The organism is Treponema berlinense (genome assembly GCF_052273165.1).
Classification (GTDB): Bacteria; Spirochaetota; Spirochaetia; order Treponematales; family Treponemataceae; genus Treponema_D; species Treponema_D berlinense_A.
Genome location: NZ_DAVZIU010000002.1, coordinates 45,665 through 62,568, shown reverse-complemented (window position 1 = coordinate 62,568; position 16,904 = coordinate 45,665). Strand labels below are relative to the sequence as shown.

General features: G+C 38.6%; 19 protein-coding genes. 13 read left to right on the top strand and 6 right to left on the bottom strand.

The window, feature by feature from the left end:
• Position 1: 1 nt before the first annotated feature.
• Complete coding sequence (locus ACT6XC_RS01495) at positions 2 to 895, bottom strand: hypothetical protein (protein WP_443740556.1); 894 nt, start codon at positions 893 to 895, stop codon at positions 2 to 4.
• Positions 895 to 3,495: a hypothetical protein gene (locus ACT6XC_RS01490; protein ID WP_443740555.1), complete on the bottom strand. Its 2,601-nt coding sequence runs from the start codon at positions 3,493 to 3,495 to the stop codon at positions 895 to 897. The genes ACT6XC_RS01495 and ACT6XC_RS01490 overlap by 1 nt, the downstream gene beginning before the upstream one ends.
• A 356-nt stretch (positions 3,496 to 3,851) precedes the next feature.
• On the opposite strand from ACT6XC_RS01490, the gene ACT6XC_RS01485 reads away from it, so the two are divergent.
• Positions 3,852 to 4,346: a septum formation initiator family protein gene (locus ACT6XC_RS01485; RefSeq protein WP_443737136.1), complete on the top strand. Its 495-nt coding sequence runs from the start codon at positions 3,852 to 3,854 to the stop codon at positions 4,344 to 4,346.
• A complete protein-coding gene (locus ACT6XC_RS01480) occupies positions 4,327 to 4,920 on the top strand; it encodes an L-threonylcarbamoyladenylate synthase (RefSeq protein ID WP_443737135.1) in 594 nt (197 codons plus the stop codon). The genes ACT6XC_RS01485 and ACT6XC_RS01480 overlap by 20 nt, the downstream gene beginning before the upstream one ends.
• Before the next feature lie 10 nt (positions 4,921 to 4,930).
• On the opposite strand, the gene ACT6XC_RS01475 is transcribed toward ACT6XC_RS01480, so the two are convergent.
• Both ACT6XC_RS01475 and smpB read right to left on the bottom strand, forming a co-directional pair.
• A complete protein-coding gene (locus ACT6XC_RS01475) occupies positions 4,931 to 5,818 on the bottom strand; it encodes a TP0183 family DNA metabolism protein (RefSeq protein WP_443737134.1) in 888 nt (295 codons plus the stop codon).
• Positions 5,819 to 5,832: 14 nt separating this feature from the next.
• Positions 5,833 to 6,294 (bottom strand): SsrA-binding protein SmpB, encoded by a 462-nt coding sequence (gene smpB / locus ACT6XC_RS01470; protein WP_078929855.1) that lies wholly within the window; start codon positions 6,292 to 6,294, stop codon positions 5,833 to 5,835.
• 65 nt (positions 6,295 to 6,359) lie between these two features.
• Between smpB and lepB the strand changes: the two genes are divergently transcribed.
• Both lepB and hemW read left to right on the top strand, forming a co-directional pair.
• Positions 6,360 to 7,049 carry a signal peptidase I gene (gene lepB, locus ACT6XC_RS01465; protein WP_443740554.1) on the top strand — a complete coding sequence of 230 codons (690 nt, stop codon included), beginning with the start codon at positions 6,360 to 6,362 and terminating at the stop codon, positions 7,047 to 7,049.
• A gap of 16 nt (positions 7,050 to 7,065) precedes the next feature.
• Positions 7,066 to 8,256, top strand: a complete 1,191-nt coding sequence (gene hemW, locus ACT6XC_RS01460) for a radical SAM family heme chaperone HemW (protein WP_443740553.1) — start codon at positions 7,066 to 7,068, stop codon at positions 8,254 to 8,256.
• Here the strand turns inward: hemW and ACT6XC_RS01455 are convergent.
• Positions 8,219 to 9,268, bottom strand: a complete 1,050-nt coding sequence (locus ACT6XC_RS01455) for a sensor histidine kinase (RefSeq protein ID WP_443740552.1) — start codon at positions 9,266 to 9,268, stop codon at positions 8,219 to 8,221. The genes hemW and ACT6XC_RS01455 overlap by 38 nt on opposite strands.
• Positions 9,269 to 9,964 (bottom strand): response regulator transcription factor, encoded by a 696-nt coding sequence (locus tag ACT6XC_RS01450; protein ID WP_078929863.1) that lies wholly within the window; start codon positions 9,962 to 9,964, stop codon positions 9,269 to 9,271. It abuts the gene before it with no gap.
• Positions 9,965 to 10,147: 183 nt separating this feature from the next.
• Here ACT6XC_RS01450 and ACT6XC_RS01445 point away from each other — a divergent pair, with 183 nt between their 5' ends.
• The 9 genes from ACT6XC_RS01445 to fliQ all read left to right on the top strand — a co-directional run bounded on the left by ACT6XC_RS01445 (position 10,148) and on the right by fliQ (position 16,895).
• Positions 10,148 to 10,345 carry a flagellar FlbD family protein gene (locus ACT6XC_RS01445; protein WP_078929865.1) on the top strand — a complete coding sequence of 66 codons (198 nt, stop codon included), beginning with the start codon at positions 10,148 to 10,150 and terminating at the stop codon, positions 10,343 to 10,345.
• A gap of 85 nt (positions 10,346 to 10,430) precedes the next feature.
• Complete coding sequence (locus ACT6XC_RS01440; RefSeq protein WP_443737129.1) at positions 10,431 to 11,213, top strand: motility protein A; 783 nt, start codon at positions 10,431 to 10,433, stop codon at positions 11,211 to 11,213.
• Between the two features lie 7 nt (positions 11,214 to 11,220).
• Positions 11,221 to 11,958 carry a flagellar motor protein MotB gene (gene motB, locus ACT6XC_RS01435; RefSeq protein ID WP_078929868.1) on the top strand — a complete coding sequence of 246 codons (738 nt, stop codon included), beginning with the start codon at positions 11,221 to 11,223 and terminating at the stop codon, positions 11,956 to 11,958.
• Positions 11,959 to 12,084: 126 nt separating this feature from the next.
• Positions 12,085 to 12,645: a flagellar basal body-associated FliL family protein gene (locus ACT6XC_RS01430; protein ID WP_443737128.1), complete on the top strand. Its 561-nt coding sequence runs from the start codon at positions 12,085 to 12,087 to the stop codon at positions 12,643 to 12,645.
• A 26-nt stretch (positions 12,646 to 12,671) separates the two neighbouring features.
• Positions 12,672 to 13,706, top strand: coding sequence for a flagellar motor switch protein FliM (gene fliM, locus ACT6XC_RS01425; protein WP_078929871.1), 1,035 nt, complete (start codon positions 12,672 to 12,674; stop codon positions 13,704 to 13,706).
• On the top strand, positions 13,699 to 14,901 hold the full coding sequence (fliN, locus tag ACT6XC_RS01420; RefSeq protein WP_443740551.1) for a flagellar motor switch protein FliN: 1,203 nt from the start codon (positions 13,699 to 13,701) through the stop codon (positions 14,899 to 14,901). Before fliM ends, fliN begins: the two co-directional genes overlap by 8 nt.
• A 138-nt stretch (positions 14,902 to 15,039) precedes the next feature.
• Entirely contained in the window at positions 15,040 to 15,687 is a 648-nt protein-coding gene (locus tag ACT6XC_RS01415; protein WP_443740550.1) for a FliO/MopB family protein, read from the top strand.
• Positions 15,688 to 15,742: 55 nt separating this feature from the next.
• Positions 15,743 to 16,603, top strand: a complete 861-nt coding sequence (fliP, locus tag ACT6XC_RS01410) for a flagellar type III secretion system pore protein FliP (RefSeq protein WP_443740549.1) — start codon at positions 15,743 to 15,745, stop codon at positions 16,601 to 16,603.
• Positions 16,604 to 16,625: 22 nt separating this feature from the next.
• Positions 16,626 to 16,895 carry a flagellar biosynthesis protein FliQ gene (gene fliQ, locus ACT6XC_RS01405; protein ID WP_273065197.1) on the top strand — a complete coding sequence of 90 codons (270 nt, stop codon included), beginning with the start codon at positions 16,626 to 16,628 and terminating at the stop codon, positions 16,893 to 16,895.
• Positions 16,896 to 16,904 lie beyond the last annotated feature (9 nt).

Genomic DNA, 16,904 nt, shown 5'->3' with positions numbered 1-16,904 from the left:
ATTAGTCCTGGGATAAAAATTTGAGCGTTCCGTGCGGAGTTTTACAGATTCCAGCGCAGAGGACAAGAAGATTTTGCATATTTGAATTCATAAAAAACTTTTTTGTAGAAATGTTCAACTGAAACTGTAAAAATTTTTCATCAATTTCTTCTTTTGAAAAAATTACGGCTTTAATTTCTTCATCTTGCCCCAAAGCGCAACAGTTTGGAAAAGAAAAGAGAGTTTTTGAATATTCAAAAAGCTGTTTTAATGCTGTCTGTTTTAGAAGTTCCTTAAAAGGCGAAGAAAAATTTTCAAATGCCTCTTCAAGTGAAAGTTTTGCAGAAATAATAAAAAGGCTGGCATTTGAAATATCAAAGCCTTCACAGAGTTTTGTTTCGTTCGGCAAATTCTTGTTTTGAAGCGACTTATTTTCTAAAATTTTGCTTAAACTTTCGGCAAAGTCTGACACAGAAAGATTTAATTCTTTCTGAAAATTTAACGTAAAAAAATAGCAGTTTGAATTTTCGTGTGAGAACGGAAATATGGAAATTTTTTTGATTTTGTCTTTGATTTCAGTCGAAAAAAGCTGAAAAAAAGGATTCAGGCTTTCTCCTTCAAAAAAAATCCAGCCTTTTTTGTCGCTTATAAGTCCGTCCCAAAAATCTTTTGTCGAAAGTGACTTTGTTATCGTTGTCAAATCAAGATTTTGGGTTTCTGAAAGATAATAAAAATCATCTTTTAAGGAGAAAATTCCTGAATGAGTAAAGCCGTTTTTACCTGCAAAAGCACAAAAATCAATATTTGCTGATTCCTGTGCTTGAGGTTTGCCGGCGCATTTTTTTAACTCATCGGCACGAGCTAAAAGACCGGCTTTTTCTGTAGTCAAATTTTCTATACGGCTTAAAAGACCCATTATGCAAGTCCCAATTCCTTGAAAAGCTTTTTGTATGTATCAAATTGCTCTGACTGCGCAAATTCTGCGATTTTGTTTTCCGGCAAATTTTCGAGCAGCTGATCCATATAAGAAAGTACAGACTTGATTTCTGTTTTAAGGTCGTCAGAAATATCTTTGCTTTCTTTTGTTTCTGGCTCTTCGCTGGAAAGTTCTTCGGGTTCAGAGATATTTTCCTGTGTTGCTTCTGTTTTTTCAGTTTCAACTTCTTCTGCGGCTTCAACTTCTTCTGAGGCTTCAGGTTCTTCTGATTCTGGAAGTTCCAACACCTCTTCTGAGTTTATGTCTTGTTCCGCTTCTTCAGGAGTTTTTGAGAGATAGTCAAGTTTTTCGTCGGTGAGAGTCTCACTAATTGAAGGTTCAACGACAGAAAGTTCAAACGGATCTTCATCAAAACTGTCAGAATCGTTTTCACTTTCTTTTGCTTCTAAAAGGTCGGTTGGGCTTGATTCAACCAAAATGTCGTCATTTTTTGGAACGGAAATCTCTTCCGGCAAATCATTTTCCTTAGAAATATTCGTATAGTCTACGTCGTCGAGAGCAGGTTCTTCGATATTTTCCGTCTGGGCGTTTTCAAATTCCACTGCAAAATCATCGTCCGAAAGAATGTCTTCGTCAGAAATATCTGCAATGTCATCTGCGCTTCCAAAAAGATTTTCGGTTTCATCTGTAGCTTCCTGCTCTTCGTCTGTAGCTTTCAGCTCTTCTTCAACTTCCGGCTCTTCGTTGGAAAGTTCTTCTGGTTCAGAAATATTTTCCTGTGTTTCTTCCGTTTTTTCAGATTCTGTTTCTTTTTCTTCCGGTTCTTCAGCCTGTGCAATGTCTGCTGTGTTCAAAATATTGTCCATTTCATCTTTTGAAAGGGCAATTGTGTCATCTTCGTCTGAATTTGAGAAAAATCCTTCGTTTCCAGACTCATTGTTTTCCAATTTTAAATTTTCTGGCTGTTTTGCGTTTTTGAGGGTTTCAAATTCATTTTTTAAAGATGCAATCTCGTCTTTTAGCGAAGAAAGTTCTGTAACAATCTGGCTGAAAATTGCCGTCATCTGTGTTGACGGTTTTTCTGTTTCAAGTTCGCCTTCGTCCAAAATTGGCGCAGTAATCGAATCCGCAACTTCCGCGACTTTTTCGTCGTCATTTTCAAGGAAAGATGCCGCTTCTTCGTCGAAGGTGTCTGGAATTTCCGCTTCTTCAACTTCTTTTTCCGTCAAATCGGTGGCATCGGCTTTCGGTTCGTCAATAATTTCACTTTCCGGCGTTATTTCAACTGGCTCTGAAAAAGGCTCGGTTTCAGAAACTGTGTTTTCAGAAACTGCTTCTTTCGGTTCGTCAACGATTTCACTTTCCTGCGTGATTTCAACTGGCTCTGCAAAAGGCTCGGTTTCAGAAACTGTGTTTTCAGAAACTGCCTCTTTCGGTTCGTCAACGATTTCACTTTCCGGCGTGATTTCAACTGGCTCTTCTGAACTTTCGCCAGCGTTCGAAATGCTTACAGTGTCTCCTGTTGTTTCGTCGGTAATATTGTCGAGAATTGAATCAAGGTCAAAATCGTCGTCGTCAGCAATTGCTTCAGAAGTTTCTGTTTTTTGAGGTTCATCTGCCAAACTTTGTTCTGTTTCTGGTTCAAGAGAAATTGTTTCTTCCGTATTTATGGTTTCAATTTCCTGTTTTGGAGTATTTTCTGTTTCCAAGGAAGGTTCTTGTTGTTCGAGACTTTCAGGCACTTCTTCATTTTCTGCGCTTTCCAAAGCTTTTTCTGTTTCCTGGAAATCCGAATCGTCAAAACCGAATTCGCTCAAATCAACGCTTTCCATTCCGTCGTTGCCTGCATTTGTTTCAGAAGAAGAGTCATTTTGGTCAAAGTTCAAGTCATCAAGACCGAATTCACTCAAATCAACGTCCTGAGTTCCTGCCGGCGAGTCTGCACTTGAAGTTTCCTTTGTTTTCTTAGTAGTTTCCTGCAAAACTGGAACCGAATTATCCGATGGCTCGTCAAACGAAAGATCTACGTTAAAAATATCATCGTCCGAATCACTTTCCGAATTGTCAGAATTAAATGCGTCCTCAGAAGTTTCTGTTTCCAAATCCGCTATTACGTTAAAATCGTCCTCAGCGACAGTCTCATTTGAATTTTCCAACTGTGAATCAGAACCTTTTCCCTGTTCAGCTTGAGCCGCCGCTTTTTCTGCTTCTTTTTCCTTTATCTTGTCTTCATCAGGTCCTGTTTCAAAAACTCCGCCATCGATAAATTCGTCGAGAGAAATTTCTTCCTCAACGTTAGAAGCAGGCGAATCAGTAACTTTTTCTTCCGAATGCGAATTATTTTCTGGTTCAAGTCCAGTCAAATCCTCTGTCGAAAGCGCATCGCCTGAATTATCCGAAGCCGAAAAATCCGAAGGTTCATCAATTACATCTAAATCAGAAAAATCTGGCAAATCCGTGTCAAAATTAAAAGCGTCGTCTGAATTAACAGAAGTCTCAGAGGAATCCACCGTCTTTGGAGGGGTTTTTACCCAAACGCCGTAACTGTCAAGTTCATTTGTTTCTTTTGAATCGCTCATAAAATTCCCCTTGCAAAAAGTTTTATCAAAGAAAATATCGGCATAACCGCTCAATATCTTCATCTTAAAACTTAAAAAATAAGACTTACAAATCAATATTCTAACAGAATTTTTTTTCAAAGTCTATTTTTGCAGGTTTAAAATCGCTTAAAACTATTTTTTAATTTGGACCGCATCGCCCGTCAATCCGGCCAATCGGGGTTCGCTAGGCTCTCATTGCCTTTCGGCAACGGCACAGCCGCCCCTTTTGTCCGGGGTAGGTTTTTCTTAAAAAGTTTTGTTTTTTGGTTTTAAATTTCAAAAAAAATAAAAAAATCCCGTTATAAAAATCAAAAAATCCACCGATATTCTAGATTATGAAAAGGTTTAGGATTTTGTCAGCGGCTTTAACAGGAACATTTGTCTATGTTTTTATTTCTGTATTTGCAGGAAGAGACGGCCTTTTGGCAGAACGGCAGCAGCGGGAACAGAAAAGAATCCTTGCAGTCCGGACAGAATCAATTCAAAAAACAAATAATTCTCTCAAACTTGAATGTACGGCTTTGCAAAACGACAAAGAAGTAATCGAAGGTCTTGCAAAAAAACTCGGTTATGTTTCTGACGGCGACAAAATCGTCAAGATAAACGGTCTTTCATTTGAACAGGAAAAGATATATGATGCAGGTACGCCTGTAAAAGCCCGTGAACCTGAATATCTTCCAGAATGGATCAGCAAAGTTCTTGGAATTGCAGCCTTTTTGACGGTCTGTCTGTATTCACTTTATCAAGATATAAAATCCGGACTTTTTAAGCGAAGAAAAAATCCTGTCTTTATGGAGGGTATTCCTGTTTATGATTTGCCGCAAGTCTGATTCAGAATCTATTTTTATTGCCGCCGATTACATTCGCCGCGGAAAAATCGTCATTCTTCCAACCGACACAGTTTACGGTTTTTCTGGAATTGTTGACGGAAGACACTATTCTTATCACACAGAGCAAAAAATCTCAGAAATAAAGGGAAGGGAAGAAGGAAAAAGGTGTATCCAGCTTCTTTCAAAACCAGAGGATTTAAAAAAATATACTCGCGACCTTGTTCCTGATGAGTTGCTTTCTTTTTGGCCAGGTCCGCTTACGATAATCGTTCACACCTTTGAAAAAGATGGAAATTTTGCAACAACTGCATTCCGCTGTCCTGGCGACGAGTGGCTCAGAAAATTGATTGCAGAATGTGGTGCGCCAATTTATTCAACTAGTGTAAATAAAAGCGGTTCTGCTCCTTTAAATAACATTTGCGAAATTAAAAAAGAATTTGGTTCTGCTGTTGACTTGATTATTGATGACGGCGACAAAACTTCTGGTGTTCCTTCGACAATCGTGGCATTGGAAGAAGACGGAACAGTCAAACTTGTACGTCAAGGGCAGATAAAACTCAACTGCGCGGTCTAAAAGAAAATTTTTATTTTTTGTACCAGGTTACGTTTTGATTTCCAGTCTTTACTTTTTCGGCCTTTGAATCGTCTCTCAAAAGAGTTGTCTTTGTGCCGGAAAGTGCATTTTCATCGTTCATCGTAAAATTCCACTCGATTGGAGAAGCGTTTGGCGCAACAGAAAGCGCAATTTCGCGCGGAAGTTCGGGATAAAAAGAGGCGTTTGGTTTTCCGATTTGCCGGATTTTTATAAGGTTTCCGTGTTTAGAATTTTCTTCTGCAGAAACCGAAATATTCATAGTTGCGCCGTTTTTAAATATTATAAAACCGCGTCCGCCTCGCAAAATAACGATTTTGTCCGTAAAAGGCTCTCCGCTCCATATTCCCGAAAGTTTTTCAATATTAAAACTTTTTTGCGCGAAAACTGAATTTTTTGAAGAAGCCGACAAAGATTCATTTTCGGAATTTTTTATTTTTATCGTGTCTAAAAGTTCATGAATCGTGTCTTTTGAGTTTGTCAGCATTTTGTAATATGAATCATAATTTTTGCTTTTCTGGTAGGTTGTTCCGCCTAAAGAGTCTGGAAGCCCTGCAAAAAAACTACAGTTCCAAAAAACTGCTGATTCGTCTTTTTTGTCTTCTTTTATTTCTGCATAAAAAGCAATTTTTGGCGCAGAAGTTGAAGATGTGTCCGGAACTGAACTTAAGACAGTTCCTGGATTTTGCCTTTTGTCCTGAACAGAAACTCCGTCGATTGCATTTAACTGCGTAAAGAAAAAATCCTGAGCCATTTTGAGCATGTTAGAATCTGCCGACAACGAAATGACGCCGTAATAATCGATTTGGAGCGGGGTTGCAAAAAATGATTGCACTACGGTGAGAAAAACTGCTGTAAAAATTGCAGATAATTTTTTCAAATAAAATCCCCGTTTTACAGATTTGAATTTCTAAATTCTCTCTGTAAATCTCTGTTTACGTCGCGTTCTTTGATTGAAGCTCGCTTGTCAAACTGCTTTTTACCTTTGCAAACGCCGAGTGTAAGTTTTACGCGTCCATTTTTTAAATAAAAATCCAATGGAATCAAAGTAAAACCTTTTTCATCAACTTTGCGCTGAATTCTCTTTAACTCTTCCTTGTGGACGAGCAGTTTTTTTGCTCTGTCTGGATTGTGGTTAAAAATGGACGAATATTTGTATTCTGAAATATGAAAATTTCGCATCCATAATTCACCATTTTGAATTTCGGCAAAAGAATCGTTAAATGAAACATTTCCTTCTTTTACAGATTTTACTTCTGTGCCTTCGAGGACAATTCCACATTCGTATTTTTCTTCGACAAAATAGTCAAAACGGGCTTTTTTATTTTGTGCAATAATTTTTACGTTTTCAGACATATAAGTAATTATATTCTTAATGGGTTTACCTTGCAACCTGCCATAAAAAGATGTATGTTTTATTTATGTTTCGAGATATTTATTCAGTTTCCTACAGAATGAAAAGGGAGCTTTATCACCGTGTTTTTTCAATCCTGCTTTCGGTTTTCGTCTGCTTTGTAAGCATAAATTTAATTCGGCTTGCGCTTTTTTATCCTGTTCTTTCAAAATCTGATTCTATGTCGCCCGACATTGCTTCTGATTGCGTTGTTCAAGTTGCCCCTCTTTTGCGGAATCCTGAACGCGGTCAGGTTATGCTTGTAAGTCCGAAAGATGAGCCTGTTCATTCTTTTTTTGAAAAATCTGTTGACTCTGTCTGCCGTTTTTTTACGGCCCAGCAGTATTCTCCTTTTGCCAAAAACGAACTGTCTCCGTCTTTTCGGCGTGTTGTCGGTATTCCTGGAGATACGATTTATATTTCAAACCATCTTGTTTACATAAAACCTGAAGGTCAGTCCCAGTTTCTTACGGAATTTGAACTTACAAAGATAAAATATACTCTCTCTGTTCTAGAAATTTCTGCAAAGACTGACAGCAGAATTGGTACTGCAGGAAATATGGACAAGTTCACCTTAAAAGAAAACGAATATTTTGTTCTTGCGGACAACCGGCTTGAGTCTTCGGACTCCAGACTTTGGGGACCTGTAACTTTGGCTTCCTTTAAGGGCAGGGCGCTTTTAATTTATTTTCCTTTTTCAAAAATAAAGCTTTTTTAGTTTTGAGGAACCTTAAATGGAAATCTCCCTTTATGTTCACGTTCCTTTTTGCCGGCAGAAGTGCGACTACTGCGATTTTTTCAGTATTCCTTCAAATCGTGCCTCCTGCGTTTGTCCTGATGAGGAATATGTTCGTTCTGTTTTAAATGAAATTCGCTTTTACGTAAAAAAATACTCAGTTTCGCGCTGGAAAACCGTCTATATTGGAGGCGGGACTCCGAGTCAGCTTGGAGCAAACCTTCTTTTTGAACTTGTTTCGGGCATAAAAAATGCTGTTTCCGACAAGACGACAGACGAATTCACAGTTGAGATGAATCCTGAGGATTTGACAGAAGATATTTTGAATTCTGCGCAAAAAGCTGGCGTGGACAGAATTTCAATAGGCATTCAGGCTCTCGATCAAAAGGCTTTGGACAGCGTAAACAGGCATTGTCCGCTTCAGACAGCAATTTCTTCCCTTGAACTTCTTCAAAAAAAATGGAAAAAAAAGATTTCTGTCGACTTTATAGCAGGTCTTCCGGGCCAGACTTACAGTTCTTTTAAAAAACAGTTTGAAACGGTTTTTAACTTCAAAAAAATCGATCACATTTCTCTTTATTCGCTTACTTTGGAAGAAAATACTCCGCTCTATAAAAAAATCGAGTCTGGAAAGATAAAATGGAACCAGCAAAAAACAGACCGGATGTGGATTTTGGGCAGAAAAATTTTAAAAGAAAAAGGATTTATTCAGTACGAAGTAAGCAATTTTGCAAGAACAGGAGCGGAAAGTATTCACAACAAAGTTTACTGGCATCTTGAAAATTATATTGGCTGTGGAAGCGGTGCGTGTGGCAGTGTTTACGGCGAGGTTTCAGAACGTTGGACAAATACCTGTTCTATTAAAAATTATGAAAATTTCTGGCTTAACTTTAATTCTGAAGCAGAAATTCCGGAATCGATACGTCAGGTTGAAAAAATCGATTTGCAGACCCAGGAATTTGAGTGGCTTATGATGGGATTTAGGCTTTTTGAAGGCGTGTGCTCAGAAGAATTTAAAAAACGCTTCGGAAAAAGCCTCGAAGAGAGAATCGGCGTAAAAGACGGACTTTTTTTTGAATGGTCTAAAAAACAGCTTGCCCGCAGTTACAAAAAAGACGGCAAAACTTTTTATGCTCTTAACGAACGCGGACTTATGCTTTTGAACTTGTTTTTGGAATCGTTATTGTAAAATTTGTTCCGACTCCGACCTGCGACTTTACGTCGATTTTCCAGCCGTGAGAATCGATTATGTTTTTTACGACAGAAAGTCCAATTCCGTAGCCAGGTTCGTTCCGGCTGTTTGAAGCCCTGTAAAGAATATCAAAAATGAACTGAATGTCTTTTTCGTTTATTCCGATGCCTGTGTCTTCTACAGAAATTTTAATTTCGCTTTCTGTTTCGTTTGCCTTGATTATTATTATGCCTTTGTCTTTTGTGTAGCGCTGAGCATTTGAATAAAGATTGTCTAAGGCTCTTAAAACCAGTTCTTTGTTGAGCATAATCTGCGTGTTCGGCGAAACCTGAATCTCTGTTTTAACATTTCTGTTAAAGATTGTTCCAGAACTTTTGCATGATTCTGCAAATTCCTGAAGTAAAGGAAGAATCGGTTGCAGTGTAAGATTGTTTTTCTGTTCTGTCGTCTCAAGTTTGACAAAGTTTATCAGTGAATTGAGCATGGCTTCGAGCTGATTTGTCTTGTTTAGGATTATGTTTACAGAATTTTCAATTTCTTCCTTGCCGCTTACAACTCCATCGTCGATTGCTTCAAGATAGCCTTTTATGACCGCAACAGGTGTGCGCAGATCGTGGCTCATTCCCATTATAAAGCGCTTTCTTCTTTCTTCGTTTTCGAGAAGGCTTATGCGCATTTTGTCGAGGTTTCCGATTAAGTCAGTAATTTCGTTTTCTCCTCTGTGGTTTTTTCGTCTTTCCAGAGGTTTTGATACCTGTCCGTCCGCAAGCCTTTTTGTAGAACGCTGAAGAAAAGTTATTGACCGTGAAATTGTATTTGAAATATGCAGTGTAAAAATTATGCAGGCAAGCTCAATCACCGAGGCAACAAGAAAAGAAATTCTTATGATTTTTTCAAAAGAAATCCCTTCGATTGCAAGTTGCCTGTTGATTGGAATCATTGCGAAGGCAACTAGTGGAATAAGTACAACAAGAAGAAGAAAAATATGTAGTTGCCGTTTTATTTTCATTTAGATTGTGCCTTTTTCGAATTTGTAGCCCATGCCAAATACTGTTTTTATGTATTTTGGAGAAGAAGGATCTTCTTCAATCTTTTTTCTTAAGCGCTGAACATAGACTGCAACGGCTGTGATATCTCCGTACTGAGCCTTCCATACTTCTCTATAGATTTTTTCTGGTCCTAAAACTTCATTTTCGTGAGAAATTAAGAATTCGAGAACTTCATATTCTTTTGTAGAGAGAGGAATTTTTTCTGGTCCTTTTTTTAGCACGCAACTGTTAAGCAAAACAGTGTATGGACCAAATTCGTAAGAAGCTTCTGCTGCTGCGGTAACTTTTGCCTGTCGGCGAAGAATTGCTTCGACTCTTGCTGTAAGAACTTTTGGTGAATACGGCTTTGTAACAAACTCATCTGCGCCGTTTCCAAGTCCTTTTATAATGTCTTCGTCTGCGTCGCGAGCAGAAACTATAATTACTGGAAGAGATGAATTATATTCATCACGGAATTTTTTCAGGAAGTCAAAGCCACTCATTCCTGGAAGATTTAAATCCAAAATGATTAAGTCTGGCATTTGTTTGCCAATGTATTCAAGCGCTTCTTCTGCACTGCCAACGGATTCAACTGTCATTCCTGATTTTTTCAGATACATAGAGGCAAGTTCTGCCATTTCTGGAACGTCTTCAACAACAAGAATTTTAGAATTCATTTTATATTTCCTTTTTTTCTTTTTATTTAAATTATCACAAACAATAAAAAAAGCAAGTTTTTTTATAACAATTCGTTAAATTTTTTTGAATTATTTTAGAATTTGTTATAAAATACATTGTTCGAGTTGGCATAATTTATGTTTCTACTTGACGATAAATAAATTAGAAGTAAAAATAAGAAGATGATTTCGGTTACGCGTTTGGATGGGAATATATACTGGATAAATCCTCACATGATAGAAAGTATGGAAAAAACTCCCGACCTCACCATCACTTTTTTGTCTGGCAAGAAAGTCGTGGTAAAAGATTCGCCTGAAGAATTGATTCAGCGGATTGTGGATTACAGACGGCGACTTGGAATCTCCGCTCAGGAAATTTAGGATATTTTGAGTTGCCTCTGAAAAATGAATTTTAGAGGTTTTCCTAAATAAAAAAGTTTGGTGGGTTTGCGGGAGGAAACTTTTTATGGATATTGCGTCGCTTATTGCCGTTGCTGGCGGTATAGGTGTAATCTTTTTAGGCGTTCTTACCTCTGGTGGTTCAATCGGCGGTATCATTGATATTCCTTCGATTTTTGTAACTGTCGGCGGTTCTTTTTTCTCCCTGTTTCTTTGTGATTCCCTAAAAAATGTTCTTGGAATGTTCAAGGTAATGGGGCGATGTTTTAAGACTTTTGATTATGGCGAAAAAAATCTGATTCAAAATATGGTTGCCCTTTCAGAAAAGGCGCGTCGTGAAGGTATCTTGGCACTTGAAGAAGGTCTTGATGATTTGGACGATGCGTTCTTAAAATCTGGTCTTAGAATGGTTGTAGACGGTACGGACGGAAACGTTATTCGCTCGATTCTGGAAAACGAAATGAACCAGATGGAAGCGCGACACATGGTTGGTATTAACCTTGTAACTCAGTGGGCTGGTTTCGGACCTGGTTTTGGTATGCTTGGTACTGTAATCGGACTTATTGGTATGCTTAACAACCTTGAAGATAAATCTTCTCTCGGTCCGAATATGGCCGTAGCTTTGGTAACTACGCTCTACGGTTCTATGCTTGCAAACTGGCTTTTTGGTCCAATGGCTCAAAAGCTCATTTCTCAGAACAGTGCAGAACTTCGTTCACGCGAAATGGTTTTGGAAGGAGTTCTTTCAATTCAGGCTGGAGATAACCCTCGTATTCTTGCAATGAAACTCTTGACTTATTTGGACCCGAAAACTCGAAAAGTTATTGAGGCTGACGTTCTGAAGGATTAGGTTAAAAATGGCTAAAAAAAGTAATGAACCACAGAAACCTTCAACCGCCTGGCAAGGCACTTACGGAGATATGATTACTCTCATGCTTTGCTTTTTCGTTATGCTTTACGATCCTTCCGAAGTAGACACGACGACTCTTTCTCAGATTCAGGCATCGCTTGCAATTCAGGAAGAATCAATGGAAAATCCTACGACAACTGGCGGAATGTCGCTTACAGCAGGGCGTCTTGCGGATTTGGGAAATACAGTAAACAGCCTTCCTTCTGTTGAAAAGGGAAAGTCTCTCGGTCTTGCTAAGAAAAAGGCCATTTCTCTTTTTGCGCCGGAAATTCACTCTGCAAAAATAACAATTTCCTCGGATGAACGCGGGCTTGTAATAACCCTGGCTTCCGACGCTTTTTTTGAAGAAGGAAGCGCAGATCTCAATATCGAAGAAACTCGCGAAATTCTTTTAAAACTTTCAAAATTTTTTCAGGAACCTGAACTTCAAAAACGTCGTTTTAGAATTGAAGGACATACGGACAGTAATCCTGTTTCAAACGAAAAATATCCGTCTAACTGGGAACTTTCTGCAGCGCGTGCATTGAATACTCTTCACTATCTTTCGGATTTTGGAGTGGATGAAAGCAAATTTTCGATTGCTGGCTACGCCGATACTAGACCTGTATTTTCAAACGATACAAGGGAAGGTCAGGCCTACAATCGCCGTGTAGATATAATAATTCTCGATGAAGGACATTTTTAGTTTTTTTTTGGCACAGAATAATGGATAAAATACTTTTTTCTATATCCTTAAGTTGTGTTGAAAAAAATCCGATATTAGAAAAAACAATGAAAGCGCGCAGAGCGTTTTTCTTAATTGGAGTAATTTATGGCTGATGATAATGATTTGGATATTAACGATGATGCTGGCGGTTCAGACGACCTTTCATCAGCATCTTCAAAAAAGAAGGGAATGGGTGGTCTTTTTCCTGTTCTTCTGAAATGGGTTGCAATCGGTTTGGTTGCGGTTATTTTGATTGTGACTGTAGTTGTAATTACAATGAAAGTTGTCGGTGGAAATCAATCGCAGGCTGCACTTGTTCCTGTTACAGAAGAATACAGTTCAACAAAAGAAATCCTTGACTGGTATAATTCTCTTGGCGTAACTAGAACAAAGACGAGCGATGTAAATCCTTCGTCTGTAATTGTAGAAGTTGTATTGGGTTACAAAAAGGATGATAAGGCGACTTCGACAGAAATTACACAGAGAACGGTTGAATTAAAAGATTTTTTGCGCCGTTATTTTACGCAAAAATCCGCAGACGAATTAAGACCGCAGAATGAGGAAGAGCTTAGAATTGAAATTCGCAATGCTATTAACGATTCAATTTTAAGCAGTTCAAAAATAAAAGATGTGCGCTTTATGCAACTGGATGTTATTCAGCAGTAAAAGCGGATTAAAAAGGTGGAACAGGCATGAACGAAGTTCTGTCACAAGATGAAATTGACCAACTCCTGCAGGCGATAAGTTCTGGTGAAAGCGAAGACACCGACTTTAAACCTGTAAATGACACGCGCAAAATAAAAATATACGATTTTAAGCGTCCGGATAAGTTTTCTAAGGAACAGATTCGAACGGTTTCGATTATGCACGAAACTTTTGCGCGTCTTACAACAACATCTCTTTCTGCACAACTTCGTTCGCTGGTTCACGTTCATGTTGCGTCGGTAGATCAGCTGACTTATGAAGAATTTATCCGTTCTATTCCAACTCCGACAACTTTGGCTGTAATCAATATGGATCCGTTAAAGGGAAATGCGGTTTTGGAAATTGATCCAGCGATTACTTTCAGCATGATTGACCGTCTTTTTGGCGGTACAGGACAGGGCGCAAAAGTCAGTCGCGATTTGACGGATATTGAGCAGTCCGTAATGGAAGGAATCATCGTAAGAATCCTTGCGAATATGCGTGAAGCCTGGACTCAGGTAATTGACTTGCGTCCTCGTCTTGGTCAGATTGAAACCAACCCTCAGTTTGCGCAGATTGTTCCTCCGTCAGAAATGGTCGTTCTTGTAACTTTGGAAACGAAGGTCGGTGAAGAAGAAGGAATGATGAACTTCTGTATTCCTTATCTTACCATCGAGCCTATTATTTCAAAACTTTCCTCGCAGTTCTGGTTTAGTTCTGTGCGGAGAAGTTCCACAACGCAGTATCTTGGAACGTTAAAAGAAAAGCTTTCTGACGTTGATATGGATGTTGTTGCAGAAATTGGAACAATAAATATGCCGATTCGCGATGTTCTAGCGTTGCGGGTTGGCGATGTCGTGCGGCTCTCAACAGTTCGTGTTGGTGATCCGCTTTCGCTTAGTGTCGGCAATAAGAAAAAGTTTTATTGTCAGCCGGGTGTTGTCGGTAAAAAAATGGCTGTTCAGATAATTGAAAAAATTGATGACAGCGAAACAGAAGATTTTGAAGAATTATCCGTAGAAGGAGATGAATCATATGAGTGATGGTGCTATTTCTCAAGACGAAATTGATGCATTGCTGTCAGGCGTGGACATGGGTGGAATTACAGGAGGAAATTCTTCTTCTGTAAACATTGATACTTCTGTCCTTGAAAAATTTGCTGACGGTATAAAAGATGAATTAAAAACTAAACTCAACTCAATGACAGGCAGTGAATTTTCTGTTGAAACGCCATCGGTGGAAATTCTTGAGCGCGACCAGTTGCTCGCAAAACTTCCGGAAATGGTTGTTGCTGTAATGGCCGATTTTACAACTGCCTTGAAGGGCGACCATCTTTTTATTCTTTCTACAGAATTTGCTCAGAAACTGACAAGTTTAATCAATAAAGAAGAGCAGGCAGAACTTGATGATATGGCTCTTTCTGTTATTTCGGAAGTTGTTTCAAATCATTCTGGTACTGAAATTACAGAACTGAGCAAAGATGGAAAACTTCCTGGACTTGCGGCAAATCCTCCAGAAGCGGTTAATGTTCCAAAGGCAATGGTTCGGATTCCTCAGGGAAAATTTTGTCTCTTTACATATACTTATTCTGTTGATTCTCAGAATTACGTTCTTTGGGAAGCGGTTTCAAGCAGTGTTGCAGAAGAAATGGTAAAGGCTCTCGGTGGTGGAGTTGATGCAAATGTTGACAATGTTGCAGTTTCTTCAGCTCAAAATACTCAGAATATGGGTATGGGAATGCAGCAGCCGATGGGCGCAATGCCTAATATGGGAATGGGCATGGGAATGCAGCAGCCAATGGGCTCAATGCCTAATATGGGAATGGGCATGGGAATGCAGCAGCCGATGGGTGCAATGCCTAATATGGGAATGGGTATGGGTATGCAGCAGCCAATGGGACAGGTTGTCGGAATGAACACACCAAATGTTCAGTCAATCCAGTTCCCGAATTTAATGGGCGGAAGTGCTTCTTCAGAACAGGGAAATATCGGTCTTATTATGGATGTATTCATGGAAATGACCGTAGAACTTGGACGTACTAAAAAACAGATAAAAGAAATTTTGGGAATGGGCGAAGGTACGATTATTGAGCTTGATAAGCTTGCTGGTGAGCCTGTTGATATTCTTGTAAACCATAAACCGATTGCAAAAGGTGAAGTTGTTGTAATCGATGAAAACTTTGGTGTGCGCGTAACAGAAATTCTCTCTCCAATGGAAAGAGTTTCGGATATTCGCTAAAATGGGGGGCTGACGCCCCTTTTTTTTAATCTGAAATTGCCTTAAAAAATTGCAATTTCGGGATTTTACTTTTAATAGTTTTGTCTTGGGATAAAGGGGATTATCCTGTATAGGCAAAAATTTAAAACGGGTGGAAAAATGAAAAAATCAATTATCTTTACTGTATTTTTTGCAACCATTCTTTTTTTTGCGGGAAATTTAAAAACTTTTGCGCAGGATAATTCTCAGGCTCAAAATGCTCAGCAAACTCAGAATTTCAGCATAAATACAGATCCTTCTCAAATTCAGCTTAATCTGTCATCTTCTCAGCGGCAAAATGAAAGACAGTCTGGTTCAGGTTCAACCTTGTGGCTTTTTATAAAAATGATTTTTGCTCTGGCGGTTGTCGTTGGAATCGCCTGGGGAATTTTTCATTTTCTTAAAAAGGGCATAAAAACAGAAAATGATAACGACCCTTTTTTGCGAAAAGTAAGCCATTTGACATTAAGTCCAGGAAAATCAGTTCAAGTAATAACTTTGCAGGACAATGCATTTTTAATCGGTGTAAGTGATGAAAAAATCAGCCTAATTGGAAAAATCGAGGACAAAGAACTCATCAATGCTATGAATCTTTATGCAGATAAAAACGAAAAAGTTTCAAAGCCACGCTCGTTCCGCGAAATTCTTGATATTTTTATGCCTGGCTCAAGCAAAGAACCAGAAACAAGCATTTACGAAAATTCTTCGTCAAATTCCGCAGATGAGCTAAAAAAACAGATGGAAAAATTTAATTCAGAAAATTCTTAATATGTTTTAAATTTTATACAAAAAAGTAATAATATAAGTGATAAGTGGAAAATTTATGAAAAAAGCGTTGCTGTATTTTAGAAAAAAATGGCTTTTTAAACTTTGTTTTTTTGGACTTCTTCTTTCGTTTTGTGTGTTGCCAGTTGCTTCCCAGGCTTCTCAAAACAGAAATTTTCCGTCTGGCTCTGCACAGGGAACTACACAGATGAATCAATCTGTGCGCGGACTTACTTTTCCAAATATCGATATAAACATCACTCAGCCGCGTACTGGAACTCAGTTGGCTTTTAATCTTCAGCTTTTGCTTCTGCTTACGATTCTTTCGCTTGCTCCGAGCATTTTGATTCTGATGACATGTTTTTTGAGATTTTCCATTGTCCTTGATTTTATAAAGCGCGCTCTTTCTCTCCAGCAGGTTCCACCGACTTCTGTTTTGAATGGAATTGCGCTTTTTATGACGCTTTTTGTGATGTGGCCTGTTTTTCAGAAAGTTTATTCATCTTCTTTTAAGCCTTTGAGCGACGGTCAGCTGACAATTGAGCAGGCCTACCGCGAAGCAGAAAAACCGCTTAAAAATTTTATGTATTCGCAGATGTTTAACGATACTTCGTATATCCAGACATTTATGGGAATTGCAAAACTTGATGCTCCAAAAACACTTGATGATGTTCCGATGTATGTTCTTGTTCCGTCTTATATTCTGCATGAACTTACAGTTGCCTTCAAAATAGGAATTATTCTTTATATTCCATTTATTGTAATCGACATGGTGGTTGCAAGTATTCTTATGAGTATGGGTATGATGATGTTGCCGCCTGTCCAGATTTCAATGCCTTTTAAGCTTATGCTTTTTGTTCTTGTCGATGGCTGGGGGCTTTTGACTCAGCAGCTTTTTGTTTCTGTTTTGCAGCATTGATTTTGGTAACGAGAGGTAAAAAATGAGTATTGGATTTTTAGTAGGCCTTGTTCGGAACGCGGTTTACCAGGTTTTTATTATGACTTCTCCGATTTTGGGGGCGGCTCTTATCATCGGTCTTATCGTTGCAATTTTTCAGGCTACGACATCAATTCAGGAACAGACTTTGACTTTTCTTCCTAAAATGCTTGTAATTCTTGCAATGCTCGCTCTTCTTGGCGGCTGGATGTTTGCTTCTCTGCGCGGATATACTTTAAACCTTTTTGATATGATTCCAAAACTAGCGCAATAAACGGAAAAT

Excerpts from the sequence above, each read along its gene's own strand:
- ACT6XC_RS01495 (WP_443740556.1), bottom strand. The coding sequence starts at position 895 with ATGGGTCTTTTAAGCCGTATAGAAAATTTGACTACAGAAAAAGCCGGT.
- ACT6XC_RS01490 (WP_443740555.1), bottom strand. The coding sequence starts at position 3,495 with ATGAGCGATTCAAAAGAAACAAATGAACTTGACAGTTACGGCGTTTGG.
- ACT6XC_RS01485 (WP_443737136.1), top strand. The coding sequence starts at position 3,852 with ATGAAAAGGTTTAGGATTTTGTCAGCGGCTTTAACAGGAACATTTGTC.
- ACT6XC_RS01480 (WP_443737135.1), top strand. The coding sequence starts at position 4,327 with ATGATTTGCCGCAAGTCTGATTCAGAATCTATTTTTATTGCCGCCGAT.
- smpB (WP_078929855.1), bottom strand. The coding sequence starts at position 6,294 with ATGTCTGAAAACGTAAAAATTATTGCACAAAATAAAAAAGCCCGTTTT.
- lepB (WP_443740554.1), top strand. The coding sequence starts at position 6,360 with ATGTTTCGAGATATTTATTCAGTTTCCTACAGAATGAAAAGGGAGCTT.
- hemW (WP_443740553.1), top strand. The coding sequence starts at position 7,066 with ATGGAAATCTCCCTTTATGTTCACGTTCCTTTTTGCCGGCAGAAGTGC.
- ACT6XC_RS01455 (WP_443740552.1), bottom strand. The coding sequence starts at position 9,268 with ATGAAAATAAAACGGCAACTACATATTTTTCTTCTTCTTGTTGTACTT.
- ACT6XC_RS01450 (WP_078929863.1), bottom strand. The coding sequence starts at position 9,964 with ATGAATTCTAAAATTCTTGTTGTTGAAGACGTTCCAGAAATGGCAGAA.
- ACT6XC_RS01445 (WP_078929865.1), top strand. The coding sequence starts at position 10,148 with ATGATTTCGGTTACGCGTTTGGATGGGAATATATACTGGATAAATCCT.
- ACT6XC_RS01440 (WP_443737129.1), top strand. The coding sequence starts at position 10,431 with ATGGATATTGCGTCGCTTATTGCCGTTGCTGGCGGTATAGGTGTAATC.
- motB (WP_078929868.1), top strand. The coding sequence starts at position 11,221 with ATGGCTAAAAAAAGTAATGAACCACAGAAACCTTCAACCGCCTGGCAA.
- ACT6XC_RS01430 (WP_443737128.1), top strand. The coding sequence starts at position 12,085 with ATGGCTGATGATAATGATTTGGATATTAACGATGATGCTGGCGGTTCA.
- fliM (WP_078929871.1), top strand. The coding sequence starts at position 12,672 with ATGAACGAAGTTCTGTCACAAGATGAAATTGACCAACTCCTGCAGGCG.
- fliN (WP_443740551.1), top strand. The coding sequence starts at position 13,699 with ATGAGTGATGGTGCTATTTCTCAAGACGAAATTGATGCATTGCTGTCA.
- ACT6XC_RS01415 (WP_443740550.1), top strand. The coding sequence starts at position 15,040 with ATGAAAAAATCAATTATCTTTACTGTATTTTTTGCAACCATTCTTTTT.
- fliP (WP_443740549.1), top strand. The coding sequence starts at position 15,743 with ATGAAAAAAGCGTTGCTGTATTTTAGAAAAAAATGGCTTTTTAAACTT.
- fliQ (WP_273065197.1), top strand. The coding sequence starts at position 16,626 with ATGAGTATTGGATTTTTAGTAGGCCTTGTTCGGAACGCGGTTTACCAG.